General features: G+C 62.3%; 26 protein-coding genes. 10 read left to right on the top strand and 16 right to left on the bottom strand.

The features are described 5' to 3' along the window. Positions 1-46 precede the first annotated feature (46 nt). The 13 genes from P6U27_RS26380 to P6U27_RS26320 form a co-directional block, all read right to left on the bottom strand. A complete protein-coding gene (locus P6U27_RS26380) occupies positions 47-358 on the bottom strand; it encodes a cytochrome C oxidase subunit IV family protein (RefSeq protein ID WP_122404598.1) in 312 nt (103 codons plus the stop codon). Next, positions 355-999, bottom strand: coding sequence for a cytochrome c oxidase subunit 3 family protein (locus P6U27_RS26375; RefSeq protein ID WP_122404597.1), 645 nt, complete (start codon positions 997-999; stop codon positions 355-357). Before P6U27_RS26375 ends, P6U27_RS26380 begins: the two co-directional genes overlap by 4 nt. Beyond that, positions 996-2669 carry a cbb3-type cytochrome c oxidase subunit I gene (locus P6U27_RS26370; RefSeq protein ID WP_209296331.1) on the bottom strand — a complete coding sequence of 558 codons (1674 nt, stop codon included), beginning with the start codon at positions 2667-2669 and terminating at the stop codon, positions 996-998. The genes P6U27_RS26375 and P6U27_RS26370 overlap by 4 nt, the downstream gene beginning before the upstream one ends. Continuing rightward, complete coding sequence (gene coxB / locus P6U27_RS26365) at positions 2662-3603, bottom strand: cytochrome c oxidase subunit II (RefSeq protein ID WP_122404596.1); 942 nt, start codon at positions 3601-3603, stop codon at positions 2662-2664. Before coxB ends, P6U27_RS26370 begins: the two co-directional genes overlap by 8 nt. Further along, positions 3600-4370 carry an SCO family protein gene (locus tag P6U27_RS26360; RefSeq protein WP_122404595.1) on the bottom strand — a complete coding sequence of 257 codons (771 nt, stop codon included), beginning with the start codon at positions 4368-4370 and terminating at the stop codon, positions 3600-3602. Before P6U27_RS26360 ends, coxB begins: the two co-directional genes overlap by 4 nt. Then, positions 4367-4774: a hypothetical protein gene (locus tag P6U27_RS26355; protein WP_145987034.1), complete on the bottom strand. Its 408-nt coding sequence runs from the start codon at positions 4772-4774 to the stop codon at positions 4367-4369. The genes P6U27_RS26360 and P6U27_RS26355 overlap by 4 nt, the downstream gene beginning before the upstream one ends. Further along, a complete protein-coding gene (locus tag P6U27_RS26350; RefSeq protein ID WP_244607722.1) occupies positions 4761-5819 on the bottom strand; it encodes a hypothetical protein in 1059 nt (352 codons plus the stop codon). The genes P6U27_RS26355 and P6U27_RS26350 overlap by 14 nt, the downstream gene beginning before the upstream one ends. After that, positions 5816-6343 (bottom strand): cytochrome c, encoded by a 528-nt coding sequence (locus P6U27_RS26345; RefSeq protein ID WP_122404593.1) that lies wholly within the window; start codon positions 6341-6343, stop codon positions 5816-5818. The genes P6U27_RS26350 and P6U27_RS26345 overlap by 4 nt, the downstream gene beginning before the upstream one ends. Further along, positions 6340-6867 (bottom strand): DUF3341 domain-containing protein, encoded by a 528-nt coding sequence (locus tag P6U27_RS26340; RefSeq protein ID WP_122404592.1) that lies wholly within the window; start codon positions 6865-6867, stop codon positions 6340-6342. The genes P6U27_RS26345 and P6U27_RS26340 overlap by 4 nt, the downstream gene beginning before the upstream one ends. Beyond that, positions 6864-8231 (bottom strand): NrfD/PsrC family molybdoenzyme membrane anchor subunit, encoded by a 1368-nt coding sequence (gene nrfD / locus P6U27_RS26335; RefSeq protein WP_122404591.1) that lies wholly within the window; start codon positions 8229-8231, stop codon positions 6864-6866. The genes P6U27_RS26340 and nrfD overlap by 4 nt, the downstream gene beginning before the upstream one ends. Continuing rightward, the gene (locus P6U27_RS26330; protein ID WP_209296332.1) at positions 8228-11086 is read right to left on the bottom strand and encodes a 4Fe-4S dicluster domain-containing protein; all 2859 of its coding nucleotides are present in this window, start codon (positions 11084-11086) and stop codon (positions 8228-8230) included. The genes nrfD and P6U27_RS26330 overlap by 4 nt, the downstream gene beginning before the upstream one ends. Then, the gene (locus tag P6U27_RS26325) at positions 11074-11727 is read right to left on the bottom strand and encodes a cytochrome c3 family protein (protein ID WP_122404589.1); all 654 of its coding nucleotides are present in this window, start codon (positions 11725-11727) and stop codon (positions 11074-11076) included. Before P6U27_RS26325 ends, P6U27_RS26330 begins: the two co-directional genes overlap by 13 nt. A 541-nt stretch (positions 11728-12268) precedes the next feature. Further along, positions 12269-12505 (bottom strand): hypothetical protein, encoded by a 237-nt coding sequence (locus P6U27_RS26320; protein ID WP_145987033.1) that lies wholly within the window; start codon positions 12503-12505, stop codon positions 12269-12271. A 103-nt stretch (positions 12506-12608) separates the two neighbouring features. Here P6U27_RS26320 and P6U27_RS26315 point away from each other — a divergent pair, with 103 nt between their 5' ends. The 5 genes from P6U27_RS26315 (at position 12609) to P6U27_RS26295 (ending at position 16989) form a co-directional block, all read left to right on the top strand. Continuing rightward, entirely contained in the window at positions 12609-12845 is a 237-nt protein-coding gene (locus tag P6U27_RS26315; protein ID WP_129145456.1) for a hypothetical protein, read from the top strand. A 304-nt stretch (positions 12846-13149) separates the two neighbouring features. Further along, positions 13150-13725, top strand: a complete 576-nt coding sequence (locus P6U27_RS26310; RefSeq protein ID WP_407192813.1) for a gluconate 2-dehydrogenase subunit 3 family protein — start codon at positions 13150-13152, stop codon at positions 13723-13725. Between the two features lie 9 nt (positions 13726-13734). Next, complete coding sequence (locus P6U27_RS26305) at positions 13735-15501, top strand: GMC family oxidoreductase (RefSeq protein WP_407192812.1); 1767 nt, start codon at positions 13735-13737, stop codon at positions 15499-15501. A gap of 10 nt (positions 15502-15511) precedes the next feature. Next, positions 15512-16777: a cytochrome c gene (locus P6U27_RS26300; RefSeq protein WP_209296333.1), complete on the top strand. Its 1266-nt coding sequence runs from the start codon at positions 15512-15514 to the stop codon at positions 16775-16777. Further along, complete coding sequence (locus P6U27_RS26295) at positions 16774-16989, top strand: hypothetical protein (protein WP_209296334.1); 216 nt, start codon at positions 16774-16776, stop codon at positions 16987-16989. Before P6U27_RS26300 ends, P6U27_RS26295 begins: the two co-directional genes overlap by 4 nt. 55 nt (positions 16990-17044) lie before the next feature. On the opposite strand, the gene cax is transcribed toward P6U27_RS26295, so the two are convergent. The 3 genes from cax to P6U27_RS26280 form a co-directional block, all read right to left on the bottom strand. Then, the gene (gene cax, locus P6U27_RS26290) at positions 17045-18148 is read right to left on the bottom strand and encodes a calcium/proton exchanger (RefSeq protein WP_209296335.1); all 1104 of its coding nucleotides are present in this window, start codon (positions 18146-18148) and stop codon (positions 17045-17047) included. A 53-nt stretch (positions 18149-18201) separates the two neighbouring features. Further along, positions 18202-19203: an AI-2E family transporter gene (locus P6U27_RS26285; RefSeq protein ID WP_122404582.1), complete on the bottom strand. Its 1002-nt coding sequence runs from the start codon at positions 19201-19203 to the stop codon at positions 18202-18204. Positions 19204-19269: 66 nt separating this feature from the next. Beyond that, positions 19270-19632, bottom strand: a complete 363-nt coding sequence (locus tag P6U27_RS26280) for a BA14K family protein (RefSeq protein WP_407192811.1) — start codon at positions 19630-19632, stop codon at positions 19270-19272. A 279-nt stretch (positions 19633-19911) separates the two neighbouring features. Here P6U27_RS26280 and P6U27_RS26275 point away from each other — a divergent pair, with 279 nt between their 5' ends. The 5 genes from P6U27_RS26275 to P6U27_RS26255 all read left to right on the top strand — a co-directional run bounded on the left by P6U27_RS26275 (position 19912) and on the right by P6U27_RS26255 (position 26067). Next, positions 19912-21687, top strand: a complete 1776-nt coding sequence (locus P6U27_RS26275) for a thiamine pyrophosphate-requiring protein (RefSeq protein WP_122404580.1) — start codon at positions 19912-19914, stop codon at positions 21685-21687. Further along, positions 21687-22793 (top strand): enolase C-terminal domain-like protein, encoded by a 1107-nt coding sequence (locus tag P6U27_RS26270; RefSeq protein WP_209296337.1) that lies wholly within the window; start codon positions 21687-21689, stop codon positions 22791-22793. Before P6U27_RS26275 ends, P6U27_RS26270 begins: the two co-directional genes overlap by 1 nt. Positions 22794-22981: 188 nt before the next feature. Then, the gene (locus P6U27_RS26265) at positions 22982-23755 is read left to right on the top strand and encodes a hypothetical protein (RefSeq protein ID WP_244607720.1); all 774 of its coding nucleotides are present in this window, start codon (positions 22982-22984) and stop codon (positions 23753-23755) included. Further along, positions 23748-24398 carry a gluconate 2-dehydrogenase subunit 3 family protein gene (locus tag P6U27_RS26260; RefSeq protein ID WP_122404578.1) on the top strand — a complete coding sequence of 217 codons (651 nt, stop codon included), beginning with the start codon at positions 23748-23750 and terminating at the stop codon, positions 24396-24398. Before P6U27_RS26265 ends, P6U27_RS26260 begins: the two co-directional genes overlap by 8 nt. After that, entirely contained in the window at positions 24388-26067 is a 1680-nt protein-coding gene (locus tag P6U27_RS26255) for a GMC family oxidoreductase (RefSeq protein WP_209296338.1), read from the top strand. The genes P6U27_RS26260 and P6U27_RS26255 overlap by 11 nt, the downstream gene beginning before the upstream one ends. Position 26068: the final 1 nt, after the last annotated feature.

The raw sequence follows: 26068 nt of genomic DNA, 5'->3' as shown, positions 1-26068 counted from the left end.
CGTTCGCACGGTTTGTACGGTGCAGGACCGAACATACGACCTTTGCCTAAATCTTCCCGCTTCTGGTCAGCACGTCCGCTAGAGTAAGCGCGAACATCACCCCCACGAAGACCAGTCCGGCGAGGGCGGCGAGCCTGATCAACGCACGTGATCGGATCAGCTCCATGAAGAAGACGAGCACCAGAGAGGATTTAATGACGGCGATGGCCACGCCTGAAGTAACTGTAACCGGTCCCATCGGGATGTACGCAAGAAACATGCTGAGAACGAGCAAACCGAGCAGGGCAGCCCAGACCAAAGCGTTCCTGAGCCACAATCTCAATAGCCACCCCTCCTGACGACCGCGGTCCGCGCTCATGAGGCCCTCCCGGGCAGATAGATGAGGGGGTACAGGAAGATCCAGACCACGTCGACGAGATGCCAATAGAGAGCCGTCACCTCCAGTTCGGGACTGCCCCGCAGTCGAATTCGCCTGGCGGCTCCAAGCAGAACTAGCCTGACGACCAGCGCGATCCCGATCGTGAGATGGATGGCGTGGACGCCGGTAACGAGCCAATACAAGCCGTAGAACAACTGTGCCGACGGCTGCGACAGCGCGAAGCCTGTTCCGGGCACGAGATGCTTCTCGATGTCTTCCTTGTACTCGAAGCCCTTCACGATCATGAAAGCCACGCCCAGCGCAGCCGTGGCACCGAGGCAGGCGAGAACCAGCTGCCTAACGCGTCCCTTCTGAGCCGCAGCTTGCGAGGCTACGGCCATGGTAAGGCTGCTCGTGAGGAGGATCGCGGTGTTGATCGTGCCGAACCAGATGTTGGTCTCCCGCCCCGCGGCGGCGAAGGCGTCGGGATGCTCGATGCGGCAGACCGCATAGGTGAGCAAAAGCGCGCCGAAGAACAGGGTCTCGCTCGCGAGAAAGATCCAGATTCCGAACTTCCCGGCCTGCCGCTGGCGCTCCAAGCGTTGCCATGGTTCTCGAAGCAGTGCGGTTGCGTCACTCATCGGAGCGACCTCGCGTTCTGTACTTCCGGCGCGTCGCTCCCCGCCGACTCGCCCTCAGCGTGGTATTGATAAGGAGCTCGGTCGACCAGCGGCTGGAGATCGAAATTGTGCGGAGGTGGCGGCGAGGTCGTCGTCCACTCCAACCCGGTCGCGCCCCAAGGATTGTTGGAGGCACGCGCGCCGTGAAAAAGCGACCACATGAGATACACGAGGGGAAGGAGATACGCAGCTGCGAGCACGGCCGCACCGGCCGACGACATCACGTTGTAAACCTGGAACTCGGCCGGATAGGTGTGGTAGCGCCGCGGCATGCCCAGGTAGCCGGCCACGAACTGCGGCAGAAAGGTCATGTTGAAACCGAAATACATCGTGATGGCCGCAAACTGCGCCCATGACTCCGGGTACATTTTCCCGGTGATCTTCGGCCACCAGAAGTGTAGCGCGCCGAAGAACGCGGACACCGAACCGCCGACCATGATGTAGTGGAAATGAGCCACCACGAAGTAGGTGTCGGTCACGTGCACGTCGACCGGTATGGACGCCAGAAACAGACCGGAGAGCCCACCGGTAGTGAACAATCCGACGAAGCCAAGGGCGTAGATCATAGGCGAGTTGAAGCTGATCTGTCCGCGGTAGAGCGAGGCCGTCCAGTTGAACACCTTGATCGCGGACGGCACCGCGATGACAAACGACAGAAACGAGAAGATTAAACTAGCGTAGGGCGACTGTCCGGACACGAACATATGGTGTCCCCAGACGAAAAAGCCGATGCCGGCGATCGCGATGATAGCATAGACCATGAAGTCGTAGCCGAACAGCCGACGCCGGGCGAAACAAGGAATGATCTCCGAAACCACGCCCATGGCCGGCAGCACCATGATGTATACTGCGGGATGGGAGTAGAACCAGAACAGGTGCTGGAACAGGATAGGATCCCCCCCGCGCACGGGATCGAAGATGGGCAGCCCCAGCCAACGCTCGGCTATGACGAGCATCAGGGAGATCGCCAGCACCGGCGTCGAGAGCACCATCACAATGGAGGTGGCGTAGATCGACCACACGAACATCGGCAGCCTGAACCAGGTCATCCCAGGCGCGCGCAACATATGCGTGGTTGCGATGAAGTTCACGCCAGTCGCGATGCTCGCGAAACCGACGACAAAGACGGCCGCGGCGGCGGTCAGAACATGCGTGTTGGAGAACATGGTTGAGAATGGCGTGTAGAACGTCCAGCCCGTATCCACGCCTCCGGCGACGAGCGTGTAAACGGCGAAGATCCCGCCGACCAGGGTCAGGTACCAGCTGAACAGGTTGAGCCGCGGAAACGCCACATCGGGCGCTCCGATCATCAGAGGTAACAGGAAATTTCCGAAAGTATTCGGGATCGAAGGCACCAGGAAGAACCAGACCATGATGATGCCGTGGAACGAGAACAGCCGATTGTAGGTATCTGAAGTCAGGAACCAGCCGTTCGGAACGAACAGCTCAACGCGGACAGCCGTGATCGCGGCGCCTCCCATGAAGAAGAACACCGTGATGGTCAGCGCATACAGAATGGCGATGCGCTTGTGATCCGTGCTGGCCAACCAGGACAGAAGGGTGCTCCCGGCGCGGAGATAGTCGGGGCGGGGCGGAAACGGCAGTTCGCCTGCGAGAGCCGCATCAGTCATGGCCGTGCTCCTGTCCAAGAGAGCGGATGAATGCGGTCAGGCTTTGTATGTCGCCGTCATCCAGCAGTCCGGCGAAGCTGGGCATGATCGGGTCGAACCCGGCGACGATGTCGCGCTTAGGTTGCAGCATTGAATCTCGGATATAGGCGTCGTCGGCCCTAACCTGCCGCCCGTCCGACAGCTGCACGGTCCGGCCGTAGAGACCCTCCAGCTTGGGAGCATGCACGGCTGAAGATGAGGCGTGGCAACCGGAGCAACCCTGGGAGACGAACAGTTTCGCGCCGACATGCGCGAGGTCATCGCCTTCCGGCTGTGCGCTCAGCCAGCGGGCATAGTCTTCCTCGCGCATCACTGTGATCCGACCGCGCATGGCCGAATGGTTGGTGCCGCAATACTCGGCGCAGAGCAGGTGGAAGACCCCGAGCTTGGTCGCTTGGAACCAGGTCTCGGTGTTGCGTCCCGGCAGGACGTCCTGCTTGATCCGGAAAGCGGGGACGAAGAACGAGTGAATGACGTCCTGGGAGGTCATGACGAGCCGAACGGGCCGTCCGACCGGAACGTGCAGTTCGTCGATTTCACGGGCGCCGTTCGCGTGTTGCGTCTTCCACATCCATTGCTTCGCGAGCACATGCACTTCCAGCGCGTTTGCCGGCGCCGTCAACGCGCCGACGTCGGCCGAGGCGGCCCACCAGAACAGGAATGCGAAGAGGAAGAATGTCGCGGCCGTCCAACCCACTTCGAATTCGCGATTGACGATCTCCGGCAATCGGCCCCGTTTGGCCTTCGAGCCGCGCCGGTACCGGATTGCGAAGGAGACGAGCAGGCCAAAGACGAGCGCAAGCGTGAGTGCCGAGACGATCACGAGAGCGGCGAGAATGCCATCCACTCGAACCGCCTGCGTACTGGCCTCCGGTAGCGCGAATATCGCGTTCATGGGGCCACCCCGCTGCCCGACCGGCGGCACATCATGGCTATCGCCGCGACCAAAAACACGAGAGTGACGGCGCAACCGAGCTTCAGCGCGAACCCTACCTGCGCGCTATAGACACCGTGCACCGCGTCGAATCCGTAGCAGAGCAGGGCGATGCGCCCCGCAAGGCCCCCAATCGTGCCACGTCCAGCTTCCAACAAACCCAGCCTGAGATCGAAGGGTTGCAGGCCCAGGCTGGAGAAGGCGCGCGAGACGTGACCGTCACGCGTGAGGGTGACGAACGCTGCGGGATGGGCGATCGCATCGTTCTGCCCATCAGTCTGAAAGTGATAACCGATGGATCTCGTGAGTTGGCCGATGGCAGCTTCGTTACCGATCAGAACGGATACTCCAGGTCCGCTGACCTGGCCGGCGATGAATCGCCGCGCCGCGATCGCGTCATCCCGCGGATCGATCCCGAACACCACCAGGCTATAGTCCCGACCGGCGGTCAATCCGGTCTCTTGGAGTGCGCCCGTAACAATAGTTAGCGCAGGCCCGCAGATCTGCGAGCAGGCGAAGTCGACCGGCAGCAACAAGGCGGGCCTCCCGCCTACAGCCTCGCCAATCGACCTACTGTTACCTTCAATGTCCTTGAATCCGAGCTCCATCGGCACCTGGGCTCGAGGAGCCGGGGCAAGTGCCAACTCGCCGAGTTGCTGTTCGGTCAGTCCGGCTAGAGCGGCCGACGACCAGGTGGTCAGAAGAAAAACGAGCGCAAGAAGCTTCATTGTTGCGCTCCCGGAGTAGTTTGGGCCGCCGGTGCGGGAGGAGCTTCGAGAGGGTCGTAGCCCCGCTCGCCTCGAGCGATCACGATGTCTATCGCCCTGTCGATAGGAATTCTCGCGAGGCCCTTGCTTTTGTCGATCCACCCGTACTGCGACAGAGACTGTCTCTTTTTCAGCAATATCTCGGCCAGATCCTGTTGCGGGGATGTCTGCAGTGAGGGTTGCGGAAATCGATGTTCGACTGGAGGCATGAAAGCTGTCGGCGCGTCCGCCTTGATGTAGAAAAACATGGCGATCATGCCGAGCGCGACGAAGCCGAGGTAGCCTCCGACGGCGACGAGAATGCGCCGTGTGGCAACGTCCGGCGATTGCGGCAGCGCGCGGTCCGCCATCTCACGATCGGACATGACTCGCCTCCGGGATCAGGGCGCTCCCGACGAGCATCGAACCGACGCTCAAGATGGCGAGAGCACCGGTGCCCACCACCACAACGTTCACCTGATCTTCAAATGCGGGTACGAGAAGCCAGTCGAAGTGGAGGGTCGAGCCGAACAGCACGAGCGCTCCGGCCGACTGGAGACCGTGGCGGCTCCGCCGTCCTTTGCGCAGCAAAAGGATGCAGAACGGCAAAACCGCACCTAGCACGAATGCGAGGACGATGATCGCTGTCCAGACGAATGAGCTCCGCTTCAAATACCAGGCCGCTTTGTCGGGCAGGTCCCCATACCATGCGACCAGATAAGTCATGAATTCCAGGTAGACGACACCGAGCAGTGCCGCGAGGAGAAGCGCCCCGATGTCGGATGCGACGGATTCGTCTAGCGATGGCGCCGCAAAGACCGCGACGAAAGCAAGAGCCGCCGCAAGCTGCTGGATGGCAATCGTCGCCGGAAATGCGCTGGCGACATAGCGCGGCTCCAAAGAAAGGTACCAGTCGACGGCCACGAGACTGATCATCGCGCCATAGAAGGCAAGCCCCAGGCCGGCCAGCAGGGGACGCATCTTGCCCAGCGCGAATGTCGTCCCCAGGATCCACCATCCGCACAGCGCGAGGGCGGCGCGGAAGGCATAGCCTTGCCCATTCAGATATCTCTGGGCGACGTCCTGCGCGAGCGATGAGGCGGCATGTGCCCATGGGTAAAGCTGACCGAAGTTCACGAGTATGGGAAGAAACGCGATGGCGACAACCGATGTGAGCGCCGCCGAAGCTCTCAAGATGGTTGCGCTCTCCTCGCCCCATCGGCCTCCGGTCAGGGAATGTATGAGCAGCAGCATCATGCTCCCCACCGGCACGCAGCTCCAGACGCCGAACGCAACGAGCCAGGCGCGGGAGAGAGCTGGACCTTGCCAAGCTGCTGCCGCGATCACCGCGCCGCCCAGCAGCAGAATTCCGCACACCGCCGGCCACCGTCGCAAATTCTGCAAACGAAAGGCGCTCGCATGCGCCGTCATGGCAATCTCGTCCGCAGTTCGGGAGTGTCTGCTACATTTGCTCTCTGAGACTCCTGGAGCGCCCGGATGTAGGCGACAATGCCCCATCGATCACTCGGGTCAACGCGAGCGGCATACGAGAACATCACACCGTGACCGTTGGTGATCACATCAAAGAAGTGTTGGGCGGATGCGGCCCGTAGGCGGCTGCCGTGATACGAAGGTGGCGCCGGGAAGCCTCGCTGGACGACCACTCCGTCACCGCTCCCTGACAAACCATGACAGGGAGAGCAGTAGATGTCGTAACGCTCGCGCCCGCGCTTGAGCAGCTCGGCATTGACCTGCGGTCTTTGCACAGACCTGCTTTGCCGCATCAGGTCGCCTTGGGCGACCACCCCATCCGGCAAGAGTTGTGCTTCAGTGCCGTTGTCGAACAGCGCGGCACGCGTGAAGGTTCGGTAGCGGTTCTGCTGGGTCATCGAGACGTCATCGCACGCGGACAGCAGCAATGCGGCGCAGATCGGGATCGCGAGCCGCTCGATCATGGCGCTCGTACCTCGGTAACTCTCAGCGCGCCGGCAGTTCGAAGAAGCTGCCGAAGGGCGTGCGTCCTCTCCTCGTTCTCTCCTTTTGCGAGCAGGAAATAGTGGTCCTGTGTCGAACGCTCGAAGCTCGGCACGTCGAACAGCGGCTGGTGCAATTGTGGCAGACCGGTCGTCCAGAGCAGGGCGATAAATCCGGCGAGCGCCGCGGCGAATATGCCGACCTCGAAGGGAACAAGGAGGAAAACCGGCCACGAGTTCAGAGGTCGGCCGCCGCTATTGATCGGATAGTCGATCACCGCGCTGTACCATTGCAGGCCGAAGGCGAACGCCGCGGTAGAGAAACCCGCCAGGAACATAGCGACCCGGATTCTTGGAGGGCCGACGTCGATGAGCTCATGGAGTTCGTCCACCGGGAACGGGGTAAAGGCATCGAGCACGGTGAAGCGCGGACTGCCTTTCAGCCTCCGGGCAGCGGCAATCAGGGTGGCCGGATCCTGGAATTCCGCGAGGAGAGGCCACGTCATGCCATATCCTCCCGGTGCGCGAGCTCGCGCATGTCGAACATGGAGACCGCAGGGATGAGCCGCACGAACATCAGGAACAGGAAGGCGAAGAAGCCGAGCGGCGCAATGACAAAGGCCAAGTCCCAGATCGTGAAGTGAAAGGCTCGCCACAAGCTCGGCATATAGCCATGCGAAAGCGTATTCCAGACGATCAGGATGCGCTCGAGCCACATTCCGACGTTGATCGCGACAGAGATCGCGAACAAAGCGACAAGAGACCCACGTACGCGCGGCAACCAGAGCGCCTGGGGCAGGACGACATTGCAGCCGAGCAATGCCCAGAACAGCGGAGCGTATGTGCCGGCAAACTCGAACGCCACAAGGCTCCGATCGCTGCGCGCCCCACCGTACCACCCCATGAACCATTCGCTGGCGTAGGAATAGCCCATCACGATCGAGGACATCAGCAGGACACGCGCGATCACGTCCAGATGCTCGCGTGTGATGATCGCCTGAAGGTCAAAGCCCCAGCGGATCGCTAGAGCCAGCACGACGACCATTGCGAATCCGGAGTACATGGCGCCGACCACGAAGTAGGGCGGAAAGATACTTTCCTGCCAACCCGGCATGAGGCTGGCCGCAAAGTCCAGGCCGACGATCGAATGCACCGAGCAGACAAGGGGCACGCCGAGAGCGGCCATTGTCGTATGGAGAATCTTCATGGCGCGCCACTGCCGCACCGAGCCGCACCAGCCGAGCGCGAACGCGCCGTACAACAACTGCCCGGTCCGCGATTTCGTTCTGTCCCGCATCGTTGCGAGATCGGGAATGAGGCTGACGTACCAGAACAGCAACGAGAACAGCAGATAGCTGATGATCGCCCAGAAATCCCACACCAGCGCGCTCCGCCACTGCGGCCAGAGCGACATGGTGTTCGGGTAAGGAGCGAGCCAGTAGGCGTAAATGGGACGGCCTAGATGCACGATCGGCATCAACCCAGCGATGGCCACGGCGAACAACGTCATCGCCTCCGCGAAGCGATTGATGGAAGCGCGCCACCTTTGCCGCGTGAGCAGCAGCATGGCGGAGATCAGCGTCCCGGCGTTACCGATGCCGATCCACCATACGTAATCAGCGATGGCGACACCCCACACGATGGTCGAGTTGACGCCCCAAACGCCGATACCGCGGTAAAAGACCCAGCCGAGGGCCGCCACGAACCAAGCCATAAAGGGCGCACTGAGAAGGAGGGCGAGCCACCAGACCTTCCCCGGATTCCTGAAGAGGGGAGTAGTCACTGCCTGGGTGATCTCCACGTCGCTTGCGCGATAGGCGGAGATCCAAGGCGCGGTCGCGGCCTCATCGGGCTCCAGGACGGCGGTCATTCAGCGTCTCCGTCGGAACGCGAAGAGGGATTCCGGACATCGGCGAGGTAGGTTGTGCGTGGGCGCGTGTCGAGATGAGCAAGCAGCGCATAATGTCGTGGATCAGACCTACTTCGATTCACCTTCGAGCCGCTCTGATTGAGGTCGCCGAATTCGATCGCGTTCGTCGGACAAGCGCTCTGACAGGCAGTCCGCACTTCGTCGGTGCCGATGCGGCGATCCTCACGTTCGGCCGCTCGCCTGGCTCCGCTGATCCGCTGGACGCAGTAGGTGCATTTTTCCATTACGCCGCGGGCGCGGACCGTCACCTCCGGATTCTTCTGAGCGCGGTAGGATTCCAGACCAAGGTTGGCGTATTCCTGCCCGTCGGCGTAACCGCGGAAATTGAAACGACGGACCTTGTACGGGCAATTGGCCTGGCAGAAGCGCGTGCCGATGCATCTGTTGTACACCTGCGCGTTCAGGCCTTCGCTATCATGCACGGAGGCTGCCACGGGGCAGACCGGTTCGCAGGGGGCGTGCTCGCAATGCATGCACGGGACAGGCTGGAAACCGAGTGCTGGACTGTGCGCCGTTCCGTGATCATAGACATCGACCCGCAACCAATGCATGTCCCGGCCCCGGGCAACTTCTTCCGGGCCGACGACGGGCACGTTGTTCTCGGCCTGGCAGGCAACGACGCATGCGTTGCAGCCGATGCACAGTGACGTGTCGATGACCATGGCCCATGCATATTCATCGCCGCTTCGGGGCGGAGCCGCAGGCAGCAGGCTGGAAGTGTTCTCCGGATCCGGAGATCCGACGGGGCGCGCGGCTTCCGCAAGCTTGCGCATTGGATAGAGTTCGGCGACGTAGTCCGCGGCGCGCACGATATTCTGGGTGGTGAGCGGGTCCTGTTTTCGAGCCGTCTTGCTGATGGAGGCAGCCGCCAACAGCCACGGGGTTTTGACGGCGCGCAGCCGGTTCGCATCGGCGCCAATTCCGTCGCCGATCGCACCCGCTCGCGTCCGGCCATACCCGAGCGTGAGGCTACCGACCCCGGCAGCGGCGGCCGGATCGATGAGCACCGGCGCCTCCACTGTGCCGTGCTCGGACCGGATCGAGACGACGTCGCCTCCTGACACGCCAAAAGGCTCGGCGTCGCGAGGATTGATCGTCAGAGCGTTGCCCCAGACCTGCTTCGTGAGCGGTCTCGGACATTCCTGCAACCAGGCATTGTTCGCGAATGAGCCGTCCCAGACGGCCGGATCGGGCTGCAGCACCAATGAGAAGCCCGGCGGCGCGCTCGCTCTCGGCAGCTCGGGTATTTTGGGCTCATGCGGCGTCACAGGCGGGCTGGCGCTGCCGGAAATCACTCCGTCGTGCAGCGCGCGCGTCCACCAGCCCTCGAAATCGGCTCCGGCGTTTGGCTGCCAGGTCTGACGTACTAGATCGCGCGGGCTCGCGTCGATCCCGTCCGCGAGGAGCGCGAGGAGCTCGTGATCCGTTCTAGTATGATAGAGCGGCCGGATCAGCGGCTGGACGAGACTGGCAGTTCCGTCTGGGCTGCGCAGGTCCGACCAGGCTTCGAGCGGATGAGTTTGCGGAAGGTGCCAGTTCGAGATCGCGGCCGTCTCGTCGGCATAGCAGCCCATGTGCAGGCGAAACGGCGCGTTGCGAGCCGCACGAGCGAAATCAAGGTCGGCGGGAGCATCATAAGCCGGGTTAACGCCGAGGATGACGAGCTGGTCGACCTGGCCGTCGTCCAGATCGCGAACAAGTTCGGCGAGCGTCCTCCCTTGACGCCCCGAGGGCGTGCGATCGATCCGCTCGATGAGATCGAGAGGCGCCTTGAGACGGGCGTTGATCCAATGGACGAGCGCGTGAGTTTCGGCTGAAAGGGATCGGCCGGCGATAACAATGGATCCGCCGGACGCTGAGCTGAGGTCCGAGCTGATTTGCCGCACGAGGCGCTGCACGTTTTCCGGCATCGCGGGCGCTCGCGCCCGGGAGCCGAGCGCGCCGGCGATCGCGATCGCAACTTCCTCGATGATGGCAGGCTGAAGGGCAAGCCGATGATCGGCCTTCGCCCCGGTCAACGTCGGAGCAGACTCCACACAGTACCAACGCGAGAAGCCGCCTGCCGGCTGCTTGCGGCCGTTCGCGAAAGCCCTGGCGTTTCTCAGTTGATCGGGACCATGGCCGATCGGATCCGAATCGAGAGCGACCACGATGTTCGCGCGCTCCAAATGCGGCACGAGGTCCAGCTCTCGCCCGTAAGCGAAGAGGGTTCCGGCGCTCGCCCCGGCACCGTCGATCGGATCATAGGCGTGCCAAGAAGCCTCGGGAAATCTAGCGAACAGATCGTCGATCTGCCGCAGCAGGGTAGGGGAAGTGACCTTACCTGTGAGGATTCGAAGTCCCTTGCCCTGGCGCTGCTTCATCAATTGGTTCTGTTCGAGCAGAGCTCTGCGAAATGCCTCTGCCGCAGCGATGGCCCCCTCGTGTAGTACAGCCCGCGACCGATCTGGATCGTAAAGAGAGAGTACGGCTGCCTCCATGAAGATGTCCGTTGCACCGAGACTAGCTGGATGCTTCGGGTTGCCCTCGATCTTGATCGGCCGTCCGTCCACCGAGGTGACCAGCGCGCCGCGGCCGTAGCCTGACAGCGCCAGCGTGGTCGCGAACTTCATCGGCTCTCCGGGTACCAGGCGATCCGGCATCGTCACATAGGGCACGATCTCTTCATCCGGCCGGCTGCAAGCGCTCAGACCTCCCGCGATCCCGGCAGCCAAGAGGCTCAAGGCGCGCCGACGGTCGATCCTCGGGCTGCAAAAGGAGGCGGTTTTTATGGGCAGCTCGTCTACCTGTGGCATATCGAGCAGTCCGTGAGGTGATCGACGCGAACGTGATACTCTGCCATCAGCTTCCGACCGAGCGCCTCCTGGTTTTGCGGCGGTGACCATTTTGGATCGAACACCGCGTCTCGCGGCCTCAGTGCCTTCTGCGGTGAGCGGTGACAATCGATGCACCACTGCATCGTCAACGGTGCCGCCTGGCGCGTCAGTCTCATCTGGTCGATTGGACCATGGCACGTGGTGCACCCGACGCCCTTGGCCACATGGATCGAGTGATCGAAGTAGACGTAATCCGGCAGTCTGTTGACCCGTTGCCAGGCAATCGGGGTGTTGCGCGCGAGGCTCGCCCTTACGGGCGCCAGCATCTCGGCGTTCGTCCAAAGCTGCGAATGACAGGTCATGCAGGTCTCGGTCGGGGGCAGGCCCGCAAACCGCGCCTTCTCCACCGAGGTATGGCAATATCTGCAGTCGAGACCTAGACCGCCAACATGATGTTCATGGCTGAAGGGAACGGGCTGGTTTCGCGTCACATCTTCTCCAGTGGCGTAGGGCGAACTCATTATGCTGTAGGCGAGTCCGACTAGAAGGATTGGGACTGCACCGCACGAGGCCAGGAGAACTTTCGCGATCGTGTCAGCGCCTGGGCGGAAAATCTGCATGCACCTGGCCCGGCTGGGAACATCTCAACGTCGCTTACGCCCGTCCGTCCATCTTCGGCCGCCGAAAGGTGCTGGTGTGGGAGGTCGAACCGGCGAAGCATGCATCCGTGACCCTTGCGCGCAAATGGTGCCGAAATGGCATTTGCGCCGACGATGTTGGACGACGGCTCTTTTAAGCGGCATGAGGTGACCCCAGGGTGATGGCCGCGGCGCCCCGCAGCCGAGGTGACGCTCAACGATTTCGAAACTGCTCCGTGCCTACCGCCCCCGGTCCGAGCATCAGAATCTTGGCGCGCTACCGTACAATTCTGTTATGCCCGCCGGCGAGGGCGCCACTGTTCGCTGACGTACCGACCATCACGTGCGACCGAGCCCTGCTGCCGGAACGTAACGCCAGGTCGATCACTATTTCAGGCATCTGTTCTCCCACTAGAAAGGCGCCCAAATGACACGCACACTCATGACTGCCTCGGCCGTGGCCGTACTTGCTCTCGCAAGCCCCGCGCTCGCACAGAACGCTTCGAAAGGGTCTCAAGCCGCATCACAACAGCCCAGCACCTCCTCTCAGCAGCAGCCCGGCACTTCGAACCAAAATCTCGCAGCCGCGCAGCAGATAAAGCAAGATCTCCAGAAGGCAGGCTTCACGGACGTCAATGTCGTTGCCGAGTCCTTCGTGGTTCAGGCCAAGAGCAAGGATGGAAATCCAGTGGTGATGACCATCGGTCCCCACGGGATGTCGGTCTTCGAAGCCATGAACGTCGACAGCAAAGGTGGTCAATCGGGTAGCTCATCCCAGAACACCACCGGCTCTACCTCACCTCACCAGGGCAATTCCAAGTAAGGCGTCGTGCTTTGATGGCCTGGTCAAATCGGGAAGCGGCATGAAGCGGTTGGCATGGCGAGGTCGCCGGAAGGGGACAAAACGGCGGCGTCGCCGCCGCACCGAAGCCTTGCTGCCGCTTCCCGAGCGGCTGAAGCAACTCGCCGAAAGAGCCAAGCAGGAAGCGCAAGAGCTGCCCCCTGGCAAAGAACGGGATCGCTGCCTCCTCAAGGCGGCGCAAGCACAGAACGTTTTTGAGTTCGTAGGCCTGCTTGAGGCCGACGTGCGCCGCAACTGACAGCATAAGCTGCCGGATCGGTCCGGAAGCGTACCGAATTTCCCCAGAACCCGCGGCAGCCGAGCGAACGTCGGCCTTTCCAGAGTGTTGATGCGGCCACACAGGGGTTCCGATCATGTCGACATCGAGAGGGACGAAGCGGGAAGTCAGTCGACGCGACCTGCTTACCGCGGGGCTTGCTGCTGGTACATCCTTGGCCCTTCCCACCGCCCCTGCAGCGGCAGATACAATCGCGCAGCAAGTCCCTTGGGCTCCGGGCGAGGCGAACAAACCATCTCCGGTCGCCGGGAGCGATTACCGGTTTTTGTCAGCGGACGAAGCGGCTTGGCTCGATGCCGCCGTGTCGCGTCTGATACCACAGGATGATATGGGGCCCGGCGCGCGAGAACTCGGCGTCACACTGTTCATCGATCGCCAGCTCGCTGGAGCCTACGGCAGAGCTGAGCGCTGGTATATGGCGGGACCATGGTCGAAGGGCTCGGATAGTCAAGGCTACCAGTCCCGGATGACGCCGGCGCAGATGTACCGCGCCGCGATCAAGGCGATTGACGTCTATTGTCGCGGCAAATTCGGCGGGAAGCCCTTTGTTGAACTCAGCACCGAGCAGCAGGACACGGTCCTCGGAGAGCTCGAAGAAGGTAAAGCCAAGCTTCAGAACGTGGATGCCAAGGCATTCTTCAAGCAATTCCTCCTCAACACCCAGGAAGGCTACTTCGCCGATCCCATGTACGGCGGCAACAAGGATATGGCGGCTTGGAAGATGATCGGTTTTCCCGGTGCGAGGTACGACTATCGGGACTTCGTCGGTCAGCACGGCAAGCGCTACCCGTTGCCGCCCGTCGCGATCTATGGTCGGCCCGACTGGAGCTCGAAGGCATAGGAGATCGATATGGCCACCAAGTTGCCGGCGGTCGATGCGCTTCTCGTGGGCTTCGGCTGGACCGGCGCCTTGATGGGTCAGGAGCTGACCGATGCCGGGCTGAATGTCCTGGCGCTCGAGCGGGGAGGATGGCGCGACACCACCACGGATTTCGCCACCACGTTCATCCAGGACGAGCTCCGCTACTACTACCGCCATGAGCTCTTCCAGGAGCCCGCACGCGAGACGCTGACCTTCCGAAACTCCGCAAACGAAACCGCTCTGCCGATGCGTCAACTCGGCTCCTTCCTCCCCGGGACAGGCGTCGGCGGAGCGGGAATCCATTGGAATGGACAGAACTGGCGTTTCCTGCCGAGCGACTTCGTCGCGCGCAGCCACAACAGCGACCGCTATGGCGCAGCGGCGATACCCCAAGACATGGCCATCCAGGATTGGGGCATCACAAATGACGATCTGGAACCTTATTACGACAAGTGGGAATACCTCTGCGGGATATCGGGCAAGGCCGGCAATATCAGGGGACAGATCCAACCCGGAGGAAATCCGTTCGAAGGTCCCCGAGACAGAGACTATCCGAACCCGCCCATGGCGATGACCTATGGTCCGACACTCTTCGCAGAAGCGGCACGGGATATCGGGTTGAAGCCGTTCCCCGCGCCATCAGCGAACATGTCTCGCGCTTACACCAACCCGCTCGGCGTGCAGCTCGGACCGTGCACCTATTGCGGCTTCTGCGAGAAATTCGGTTGCGGTAACTATTCCAAGGCAAGTCCGCAGACGACCATCCTCCCGGTCCTGCTTCGCAAGAAGAACTTCACGTTGAAGACCGAGTGTGAGGTCATCAAGATCAACCTGGACAGCGACGGGAAGAGGGCGGTCAGCGTCACCTACGTCGACACTCAAGGCGAAGAGTACGAGCAGCCGGCCGACCTGATCGTTCTCAGCGCGTTCGTTTTGCACAATGTCCACCTTCTGCTCCTGTCAGGAATCGGCACTCCGTACGACCCCAACACAGGAGCCGGGACGCTTGGCAAGAACTATGCCTATCAAATCGTCTCGAGCGTCGACGTGTTCTACGACGACAAGATCCTGAACCCGTTCATCGGCGCCGGCGCGCTAGGGACCGTGGTCGACGAGTTCAACGGAGATAATTTCGACCACACCAATCTGGGCTTCGTCGGAGGCGGTTACATAGCCTGCTGGAATACCAACGGTCGTCCGATCGAGACCCATCTCGTTCCGGATGGAACGCCCAAATGGGGCTCTAAGTGGAAGAAAGCGGTTGTGCAAAACTATCTGCGCTCGATGTCGATCTCTACGCATGGGGCGGTCATGAGCCACCGGGGAAACCACCTTGATTTGGATCCGACCTACCGCGACTTTCTCGGTCGCCCGCTGATGCGCATGACGTTCGACTACACCGACAACGAGCACAAGATGTCGGATTTCCTGACGGGAAAGGCCGAAGAGATCGCCCGCGCGATGAAGCCACGTGAGATCAGGAGCAATCCCCGAAAGGGGCACTATGACATCACGCCGTACCAGACGACCCATAACACCGGCGGCGCGATCATGGGCTCCAATCCGGGAGAAAGCGTCATCAACCGCTATCTGCAGCACTGGGACGTCTCGAACCTGTTCGTGATGGGATCCTCGGCGTTCCCGCAGAACCCGGGCTACAACCCGACAGGTACCGTCGCCGCGCTGGCGCTCTGGTCCGCTCACGCCATCAGAACGCAATATCTGAAAAGTCCCGGGCCGCTGGTTCAAGCGTAGGAGAGGCGCAATGTTGTTTGCTCTCGTCAGGTTGTCGTTGGCCTGCGCCTGTGCCGCAACATTCTGCGTTTTCCCCGCCCGGGGCGAGCAACTGTCCTTTGCTCAGGTCGAGCGAGGCCGCTATCTCGCGGCTGCCGGCGACTGCGAGGCCTGCCATACCGCGCCTGGAGGCAAGCCGTTCGCCGGCGGCCGCGCGATTCCGACGCCCTTCGGAACAATCTACTCTGCCAATATCACGCCCGACCGAACGACCGGGATCGGCGCCTGGTCCGACGATCAGTTCTACCGCGCCCTGCACCAGGGCATATCGGCCGATGGCAGCTATCTCTATCCTGCGTTTCCCTACCCCTGGTATACCAAAGTCACCCGCGAAGATGCCGACGCTCTCGAGGCCTTTCTGAGCTCGCTAGATCCCGTCGCCAACTCCCCTCCGCCGAACCAACTCGCGTGGCCCCTGAACGAACGCGTCGTCATGAAGGGGTGGAACGAGCTGTTCTTCCATGAAGGCACCTTCAAGCCCGACGATCAGAAATCACCCGAATGGAATCGGGGGGCCTATTTGGTCGAAGGCCTCGGACATTGCGGAGCCTGCCACACGCCCACCAACGTGCTGGGGGCTTCCGAGAAGCAGTCCGCGCTGCGCGGCGGGAAGCTCCAGGATTGGTACGCCCCAAATCTGACGGCCGACGTGCGGTCCGGTTTGGGAAACTGGTCAGTGGACGATATCGTGGCGTTTCTCAAGACGGGGCGCAATTCCCGCACGGTCGCATACGGCCCGATGTCGGAGGTCATCACCTTCTCGACTTCGAAGCTGAAAGACGACGATCTGAAAGCGATAGCGACCTACCTCAAGGACGTGCCTTCAGGTGCCGGAGAACACAAAGACGATCAGACGCAGCCCGATTCCAAGGTCCTGACCGTCGGGAAAGCGCTCTACGTGGACAATTGCTCGGGCTGCCATCAGGCTGAAGGTCAGGGCGTGCCTGCTATGTTTCCCCGCCTCCAGGGTGACAGCGCCGTCCAGGACCGGGATCCAACCACCATCGTGCGGTTGATCCTGAACGGAGCTCATGCGGCAACGACCGATGCAAGGCCTACGCAGGTCTCCATGCCCGCGTTCAAATGGAAGCTCTCGGACCAGCAGATTGCCGACCTCGCCACCTACATCAGGAATGCATGGGGAAATTCGGCGCCTCCGGTCTCGGCGTCGAAAGTTGGCGACGTGCGGCACTCGACGGCAGCCGACTCCGCTCAGGAAAGAGGAGAGACGAGATGATCCGTTTCGAACGCCTTGTACTGCAGACATGCGCGGCGGCCTTCGTGCTCGCTCCGGCAGCTCACGGGACGACGGACAAGTCGAAGGAGACGCCCGGGATTGCCGCCTATCAGGCGACGCAAGGCGCTTTCAAGCGGGACCGCAAGATCAGCCGACAGAGTCTCCGGAGTGAGCACAAGAAGCGGAGCTCGGAAGCGGTCCATACCCGATGAATCCACAACCCTGTCCGGAAGCCGAAGGGACGTGACGCGCGGCGCGGTGCGGCCGTCAGCCCGGGCCGATGAAGAAGAAGCCGAGCGCGAACAGAACGTACACTCCCACGAGAAGCAGGCCCTCGAACCAGGTCGTCTCGCCGTCGCGCGCGACCGCGCTGACGATAAATGCCGTGCTCGCAATGGCGAACAGATAGAGTGGGTTGCCGAACACCAGGCTCATCGGACTATCCATAAAGGCTGAGATCAGGACCAGAACCGGGGTCACGACCAGGACCAGCTGGATCGCCGATCCGATGCAGATGCTCAATGCCAGCGTCATCCGATCGCTGCGTGCGAACCAGCTTGCCGCGAACAGGTCGGCGGATGTACCGACGAGCGCCAGCACAACGACTCCCAGAAACACAGTCGAAATTCTCAGGGTCTCGGCCGTCTGCGTCAGCACCTCCGAGACGATCTCCGCTTCGAGGGCAATGACCGCGGTGCAGCCCACGACGACGCCGATCGAGAGGCCCAGGCTCCACGAGCGATCGCCGTTAGCCTCCTCGTCAGCGAAGGCATCGCGGTGGGTGATCAGAGTATAGGCGAGGTTTCCGCCGTAGAGTACAAGCAGCACGATTGATGCGCCAAGGCTCAGCTCTTCGTCGGTCAGACGGACGTTATGCAGATGATCTTGCCGGGCAGTGTAGTCGAATATTGCAGGTAGAAGCAGCGCGATCACTGCCAAGATCAAAAGCGTCGACTGAAGGCCGGCCTTGCTGGAGCTGAACGTCTGGCGCCGTCGCGACAGCCCACCCGCCAGAATGGCGATCCCTAGGCCCAGAAGGCTTGTTCCGATAATCGAGCCCGTGATCTGCGCCTGGACGACGGAAGCCTGACCATTCGCAAGGACGAACAGGGCCAGTACGAGTTCGGCCACGCTACCGAAGCTCACCATGACGAGCCCGCGGATGGTCGGACCCGCGTGTCTCGCCAGCTGCTCCGTTCCACGGCGGATCCACTCCGCGAGCACCGCAATGGAGCCGGCACTGGCAACGAATGTCGTCAGGACGGGCGCTTGCATGTATCTAAGACCCATCGAGATCGGGATCAGGACGAGTAAGGACGTGAAGACCATCGACGGTTTCTCGGTCTCGATCGTATTCGCGCTACTTGACATCGAGGCTCTCTCCGGCGCGCCGCGCATGGAAGAAGATGTGCGGCGAGATACCTTCATTCGCAGGTGCAAGGACCTCTTGCTTTGCTACGCGCTTGGTTCTCCATAGTGGCATAGACCATCACGGTGATCGGTGCCGCGAACACGACCCCTTGCAACCCGAAGAAGGCACCGACGACCAGGATTCCGAACAGCATGGTCGCCGGAGGGATGGCGACCAGCCGCCGCTGGATGACCGGAAGCAGCAGATTTCCTTCGATCTGCTGGATTGCAACGTAGGCCACGACGGTCCAAGCCAGGAGTGACCACCCTTGCGACGTAGCCACCAGAAGCGCGGGCAGTGCCGCTATCAAAGGACCGACGTAGGGGATGAATTCGGCAAGACCGGCGATGACGCCTAGGGCAACCGGCGATGGCAAGCCGATCAGCCAGACCGCAAGCGTGGTAAGCGCGCCGACGAGCAGCATCTGGATGGCTTGTCCGATGCACCATAGCTTGAGCGACGCCGCGATGTGGCCGGCGGTCATCTCCACCCACTCGGCACTTCTCCTTGGCAACAGCTTGCGGAATTCCGCCCGATACAGCGCCGGCTGAGCCACGATATAGCCGCCCATTCCGATCATGACCACTATCGAGGCGAACAGACTGCTGCTCACACTGACGATGTTTCCGGCCCAGCTCGCCAGCGAAAGCTGGCTCGCATCGATGCGCTTCAGGACGGCGGCACCCCATCGTGATCCTTGCAGGTCGCCCGCGATCGTCCTGGCAGCGAGATCCGCGCGATCGACCACGTCCTGCATCTCGTTCGACAGTGTAGTACCGAATACGTAGCCGGCCGCCCCCATCAACGCGAAAAGAAGGACCAGGGTTAAAGCGACGGAGGCTGCCCTGGGAAGTCTGCACCAGCGCAACGGCTGGCTCATCAAATCCAGCACCACCGACAGCAGCATCGCGCCCACTGCGACCAGGACCACCGACCGAAAGTACCACAACAAAAACGGAATGGTCGCGATCGCCACCGCGATCGCGACCCGCTTCATGAATTCGACCCTGTCCATTCGCGCGCCTCCACTCGGCTCGGTGTAGCCGCGCACCGGAAGCGCGGATGGGAGTGGCGGAACAGCCTATGGACAGGGATGACGGACGCCGTCGTAGCCGAGATACGTACCGGATGCGGGGTCATAGGACTTGTAGCGCTGCGCGCAGTATGCACCCGCGTCTGCCCTTGCCTCACTGTTCGCGATCGCGCTTCCGATGAGAGCTCCAGCGGCTAGACCGCCGACGACTGCGGCGCCCGGTGCGTACTCCCGGTGCCAGTAAGGTCGGTGCCACCCGTGATGCCAATGCCTGTACTGCACGGTTTGCACGGATGCGCCGACCTGGCGGATCGGGGAAGGAACGATCGGCACAGCAAGCACGGCCGAGCCCGACGTGACCGAGATAGCCGCGACGGAGGTGAGAATCAGAATCGAACTTCGCAAGCTCATGCATGGCTCCTATGGTGTGCCGGTGAAACGGGCAGTCATGGAGTTGCGTTCCGATTGCGCGTTGCGCAGCACGAGCGTCAGACCGTCGCATGTCCGATTTCTCCAGACGCGCGAAGTTGTCCTAGCGCTACGAACGATTGGTTCTGTCCGCTAACGTACAATGCAGCGGGTTTTCCTGGCTCTGAGCGAGCTAAATAAGTCGTAACGGTGCAACGTTTGCGGAGAGTGCACGTTGGCTTCTCGTGCGAGTTTCGTCGCCCCGTCATCGAGATCAATCCAATGAACATCAGCGAATTCGTTTGGCATCGCCTGTCCGAATGGGGTTTGAAGCGCGTCTACGGTTATCCCGGCGACGGAGTGGGCGGCCTCGACGTGGCGCTTGAGAACGCCAAAGACGTGATCGAGTACGTCCAGGTCCGCCACGAGGAGATGGCCGCTTTCATGGCCTCTGCGCATGCCAAGTTCACCGGCGAGGTCGGTCTTTGCTACGCCACCTCCGGACCGGGAGCCATCCATCTTCTCAACGGTCTGTACGACGCCAAGATGGACCATGTCCCGGTCCTGGCTCTCGTCGGTCAGCAGGCACGCACCGCGATCGGTGCGAGCTATCAGCAGGAGGTCGATCTCCAGACCCTGTTCCAGGGCGTGACCGAATATGTCGCGATGGCGAGCGTTCCCGAACAGGTCCGTCATCTCGTCGACCGCGCGGTGCGTATCGCGCACACCAAGCGCGCCGTCACTTGCGTGATCCTGCCAAAGGACGTCCAGGAGCTCGACTATCAGGACCCCCCCGTGGCGCATGGCGCCACCCACACCGGCGTCGGGTATGCCGGTCCAGCCAAACTGCCGGATGAGGCCTTGCTTCGTGACGCCGCCGAAGTTCTCAACGCAGGCAGCAAGGTCGCCATACTCGTTGGCGCCGGCGCGTTGGAGGCAACGGACGAGGTAATCGAAGTCGCCCAGCGCCTGCAGGCCGGAGTCGCCAAGGCCCTGCTCGGCAAAGCGGCGGTGCCGGACGACCTGCCGTTCGTCACCGGTTCGATCGGGCTGTTGGGGACGCGGCCAAGCTGGGATCTCATGAAGAACTGCGACACGTTCCTGATGGTAGGCTCCGCGTTTCCCTACAGTGAGTTTCTGCCGAAGCCAGGGGACGCGCGCGGCGTGCAAATCGACATCGACGGCAGCCGACTGAGCCTGCGCTATCCTATGGAAGTCAATATGGTTGGAGACAGCGCGACGACGCTGCGCGCCCTCTTGCCGCTGCTCTCGCAGAAGAAGGAGTCGTCCTGGCGCCGCGACATCAAGAAAGGCATGGCCGATTGGTGGGACACGCTGAAGGAACGAGCGATGAATTCCGCCGAACCGCTCAATCCGCAGCGGGTGTTCTGGGAGTTGTCGCCTCGTCTGCCAGACAACGCCATCATCACCGCGGATTCCGGCTCGGTAGCCAATTGGTACGCGCGCGATCTCCGGATGCGGCGCGGCATGAAGGCGTCGCTCTCGGGTGGTCTTGCGTCGCTCGGCGCCGGGACGCCTTACGCGCTTGCAGGCAAGATGGCCTATCCCGATCGCACCGTCATCGCCTGCATGGGCGACGGCGCGATGCAGATGAATGGTCTCAACGTCATGATCACCATTTCCAAGTACTGGAAGCGCTGGTCGAACCCGCGACTCGTTGTGCTGGTGCTCAACAACCGCGATCTCAATCAGGTGACCTGGGAAGAGCGCATCATGCTCGGCGCCGGGAAGACCGAGTCGACTCAAAGCATTCCGGATTTCTCCTATCATCGCTACGCCGAGCTGCTCGGCCTGCAGGGCATCTTCGTCGACAATCCTGATCGGGTCGGCGCGGCATGGGACGAGGCGCTTGCAGCGGATCGCCCTGTCCTCCTCGAGGCCTATACCGATGCCAACGTGCCGCCGCTGCCGCCGCACATCACGCTGAAGGATGCCAAGAATTTCGTCAGCATGATCCCCTCGGAGCCGGAGCTGGGAAGCGTGCTCAAGAACAGCGCGAAGGAATTGCTGACGAGTGTTCTACCCGGAACAGACTGATGCGGTCCGAGGTCCCAATCCGTAGCGTGCGCGCCGAGGCCTATAGGGTGCCGACCGATCGTCCTGAAGCGGACGGCACCATCTCCTGGAACTCCACCACCATCGTGCTCGTCGAGGTCGAGGGTGGAGGACGGGTCGGCCTCGGTTACACCTATGCAAGCGCCTGTATCGTCGGGTTGATTCGGGACAAGCTCGCTGCTGTGATCGCGGGTCAGGATGCCCTGGCACCCGCGTCCTGTTTTGGGGCCATGCAGAGGGCGGTCCGCAACCTTGGCCGCGAGGGCCTCGCGGCAACCGCGATCTCCGCGGTCGATACCGCGCTGCATGACCTCAAGGCGCGTCTGTTCGATCAGCCGCTCGTCGTGCTTCTCGGTGCGCGCCGCACCTCTATACCGATCTATGGTAGCGGCGGCTTCACCACTTATTCCGACGCCGAGCTGGAGCAGCAGCTCGGAGGTTGGGTTGCGAAGGACGGCTGCGCATTCGTCAAGATGAAGATCGGGTCTGAGCCTGGGCGGGATCCCCATCGCGTTGCGGTGGCTAAGCGCGCGATTGGCGATGCGCTGTTGTTCGTGGACGCCAACGGCGCCTGCACCCCTAGGCAGGCGATCCGGTTGGCGAACATCTTCGCCGAGCGGGACGTCAGATGGTTCGAGGAGCCGGTATCGTCCGACGACCTGCCTGGACTGGTGATGGTGCGGCAACATGCACCTTGCGGAATGGACGTGGCCGCCGGCGAGTACGCCTACACCGTCGACTATGTGCGCACCATGCTTGCCAGTGGCGCGGTGGATGTGCAGCAGGCGGATGCGACGCGATGCGGCGGTTTCACCGGCTTTCTCGAAATCGCGGCGTTGTGCAATGCCTTTCACGTCGACCTTTCTGCTCACTGTGCGCCGGCGCTGCATATGGCTGTCGCCTGTGCCGCGCCCCGCATCCGTCATCTCGAATGGTTTCACGATCACGTCCGCATCGAGCACATGCTTTTCGATGGCGCGCCGCAGCCCCGTGACGGCCGAATTAGCCCCGATCTGACGGTGCCGGGGAACGGGCTGATCTTCAAGCGCGCCGATGCCGCTGCTTACGCCGTATCGGAGGCCGCATGAGGCTGCCGGGAGAACGCGACCTGATCGTGATGGCCGGAATCGCGGGATTCAGCATGGCCCTTGTCTCAATGTTATCGGCCGCATCCGCGCCGGCTGCCAGATCCGACACCCGTCTCGCGCCCCGTCGCAATCGCTCCAGCCAAGCGCAAACCGTCGAAACGGCGCGAAAGCTCAACCGGGCTGCAGGAATGCTCGCAGCCTCGGTGCTCGCCGACTCCAGCGTCGAGCATTACCGCGGCTCGTTCAAGAACAAGGCCATGTACACGCCGCTGCTTGTTTCTGCGCTGACGATGGCGACGAGCCTGCATGGGACCGCTGACATGCGCCCGTTCGCGCACAAAGCGCGCGATGCCACTTACCTGCTGGCCGCGGCGACGGGCCTGGTCGGTTCGGGATTCCATCTCTACAACGTCGGCAAGCGCGTGGGTGGCTTCAGCTGGCAAAATCTATTCTACGGAGCGCCGCTCGGAGCGCCGATGGCGATCCTGCTGTCGGGCCTGCTCGGCTTCTGTTCGGAACGGGTGCGTGAAGCGGGGCGAACGCGTCCGCGCATCTTCGGTCTCCCGGCGGGACGTGCGATCGCCGCGGTCGCGGGCGCAGGTCTGCTCGGCACGACCGGCGAGGCGGGCCTGCTGCATTTCCGCGGCGCCTATCATAATCCCTTCATGCTTCTGCCGGTGACGCTGCCACCGATCGGCGCAGCGCTGCTGCTCTCGGCAGCCGGGCACCGTTCCGGCAGGACGCATCGCGTCGCCCGCTCGTGGATGCGTCTGCTGACGGCCATGGGTCTGGCCGGTGTCGGCTTCCACGCCTACGGCGTATCGCGAAACATGGGTGGCTGGCGCAACTGGAGCCAGAACATCCTGAATGGACCGCCGATCCCCGCGCCGCCCAGCTTTGCCGGCCTCGCACTTGCCGGCCTTGCTGCACTCGGTCTCATGAGGGCGCATCCCGATGCATGAAAGTCGCGACCGCTATCCCGAATATGACGTTCTCGCCAAATGGTCGGGTCCATCCTGGAACGACAAAACGCGCGAGGTCATCGCACGGCGGCTGTCGATAGCGCCCGAGCCGCGTTACTTCACGCGGGAGGAATACGAGACCGTCGTGGCGATCGCGAACCGCATCGTTCCGCAACCGCGGGACCGTCCGCCGGTGCCGATCGCCGCGCTGGTCGATCGCAAGCTGGACGATCTGATCATGGACGGCTTTCGCAGGCCGGGCGTGCCCCGAGATGCGGATGCCTGGCGGCTGGGGCTTAAGGCGCTGAATGCCGAGGCCTCGGCCGCGTACGGCCAGCGCTTTGCAGCGTTGCCGGAGGGCTTGCAGGACAAGCTGCTTCGTGCCGCCGAGCATGGCGAATTGAAAGCGGCCGAATGGGGCGAGTTGCGCTGCAAGGACTTCTTCAAACATCGCATGGGACGGGACATCGTGCTCGCCTATTACGCACACCCGACAGCGTGGAGCGAGATCGGCTGGGGCGGTCCGGCAAGTCCGCGCGGCTATGTGCGTCTCGATCTCGACGAGCGCGATCCCTGGGAGGCGGCCGAGACGAAGGACGGCCATGATGCTGCAGCGCGTCGGAGCAATCGCCGTGTCCGATGATCCCCTCCATGTGCCGCGAGCGTGTGACGGCCGGGCGCCGGACGTGTTCCGTCCGGGCGGCTGGGTCCAGATGCGGCAATATCGCGAGAACGAGCCGGTCGATTTCGCCATCGTCGGGACGGGCGCGGGCGGCGGCACGCTCGCCTGCAAGCTCGCCGAATACGGCTTTTCGATCGTTGCGTTCGATGCGGGCCCCTATTTCAGGCCGCTGGAGGATTTCGCCTCCGATGAATCCGAGCAGACCAAGCTCTATTGGACCGACGACCGTATCGTCGACGGCGCCAATCCGCTGCAACTCGGCAGCAACAACAGCGGCAAGGCCGTGGGCGGCTCGACGGTGCACTTCGCAATGGTCTCGCTGCGCTTCCGTCCCGAATGGTTCAAGTCGCGCACCATGCTCGGTTATGGCGCCGACTGGCCGCTCGATTGGCGCGAGATGTGGGACTATTACACCGAAGTCGAGCAGGCTCTGAAGATATCGGGTCCGGTGATCTATCCCTGGGGCCCGCCGCGTCCGCGATACCCGTATCGCGCCCATCCTTTGAATGGCGCGGCGCGAGCGCTGGCGAAAGGTTGCGAGGCGTTGGGGATCAAATGGACCGAGACGCCGCTTGCGACCCTATCGGCGCCCCGAGGTCTGGCCCATCCTTGCGTCTATCGCGGTTTCTGCGTCACCGGCTGTTCGACCAACGCCAAGCAGAGCGCGCTGGTTACCTGGATTCCGCGCGCGATCGCCGCAGGTGCGGAGATCCGCGATCTCGCGATGGTCGGTCGCATCGAGGTTGAGCCGTCGGGGCTGGTATCGGGGGTTCATTATCATCGGGACGGCGCATGGCGCTTTCAGCGGGCGCGTAACGTCGTCGTCGCGGGCTATGCCATCGAAACGCCCCGACTTCTCCTGAACTCCGCGACACCTCGCTTTCCGGACGGCCTCGCCAACAGCTCGGGCTTGGTCGGGAAGAACCTGATGGCGCAGTCCAATCAGGCGGTGTGGGGCCGGCTGGAGCACGAGGTGCGCTCCTACAAGGGGCCGCCGTCGCTCGCCATCACCGAGCATTGGAACTACGAAGACAAAGGCAAGGATTTCTTCGGCGGCTATTCCTACATGAGCCAGGGTCCGTTGCCGCAGCTCTGGGCGAATACGCTGTTCAGCGCTCGCGGCCTGTGGGGCGACAGACTCGTCGAAGCCATGAAAGACTACAATCACGTCGTCGGTCTCAAGATCGTCGGCGAGATGCTGCCGCAGGAATCCAACCGGGTGACCCTGGCTGACGAGGTCGACCAATATGGACTGCGGATTCCACGGGTTACCTATTCCTGGTGCGACAACGACAAACGTCTGATCGATCACTCCCTCAAATTCATGAGGCGTGCGCTCGAGGCGGTGGACGCAACCGATATCTGGATCCAAGACGATGACACCTGTCATCTCAACGGCACCGCGCGCATGGGCAGCGATGCCCACACCAGCGTCGTCGATGTGGACTGCCGCAGCTGGGATATTCCAAACTTATGGATCTGCGATGGCTCGGTCTTTCCAACCGTGGGGGGCGCCAACCCCTCGTTGACGATCCAGGCGATCGCCTGCCGCACGGCTGATCGCATCCGTGCGCTCGCGCGTCAAGGATCGATGCGGCGTGCGAATATCCTTTCAATGCAAAGAGGATGAA

It is taken from the genome of Bradyrhizobium sp. STM 3566, from assembly GCF_045571445.1.
Classification (GTDB): Bacteria; Pseudomonadota; Alphaproteobacteria; order Rhizobiales; family Xanthobacteraceae; genus Bradyrhizobium; species Bradyrhizobium vignae.
The sequence above is the reverse complement of the archived record's forward strand: the minus strand, read 5'-3'. Positions and strand labels throughout refer to the sequence as shown.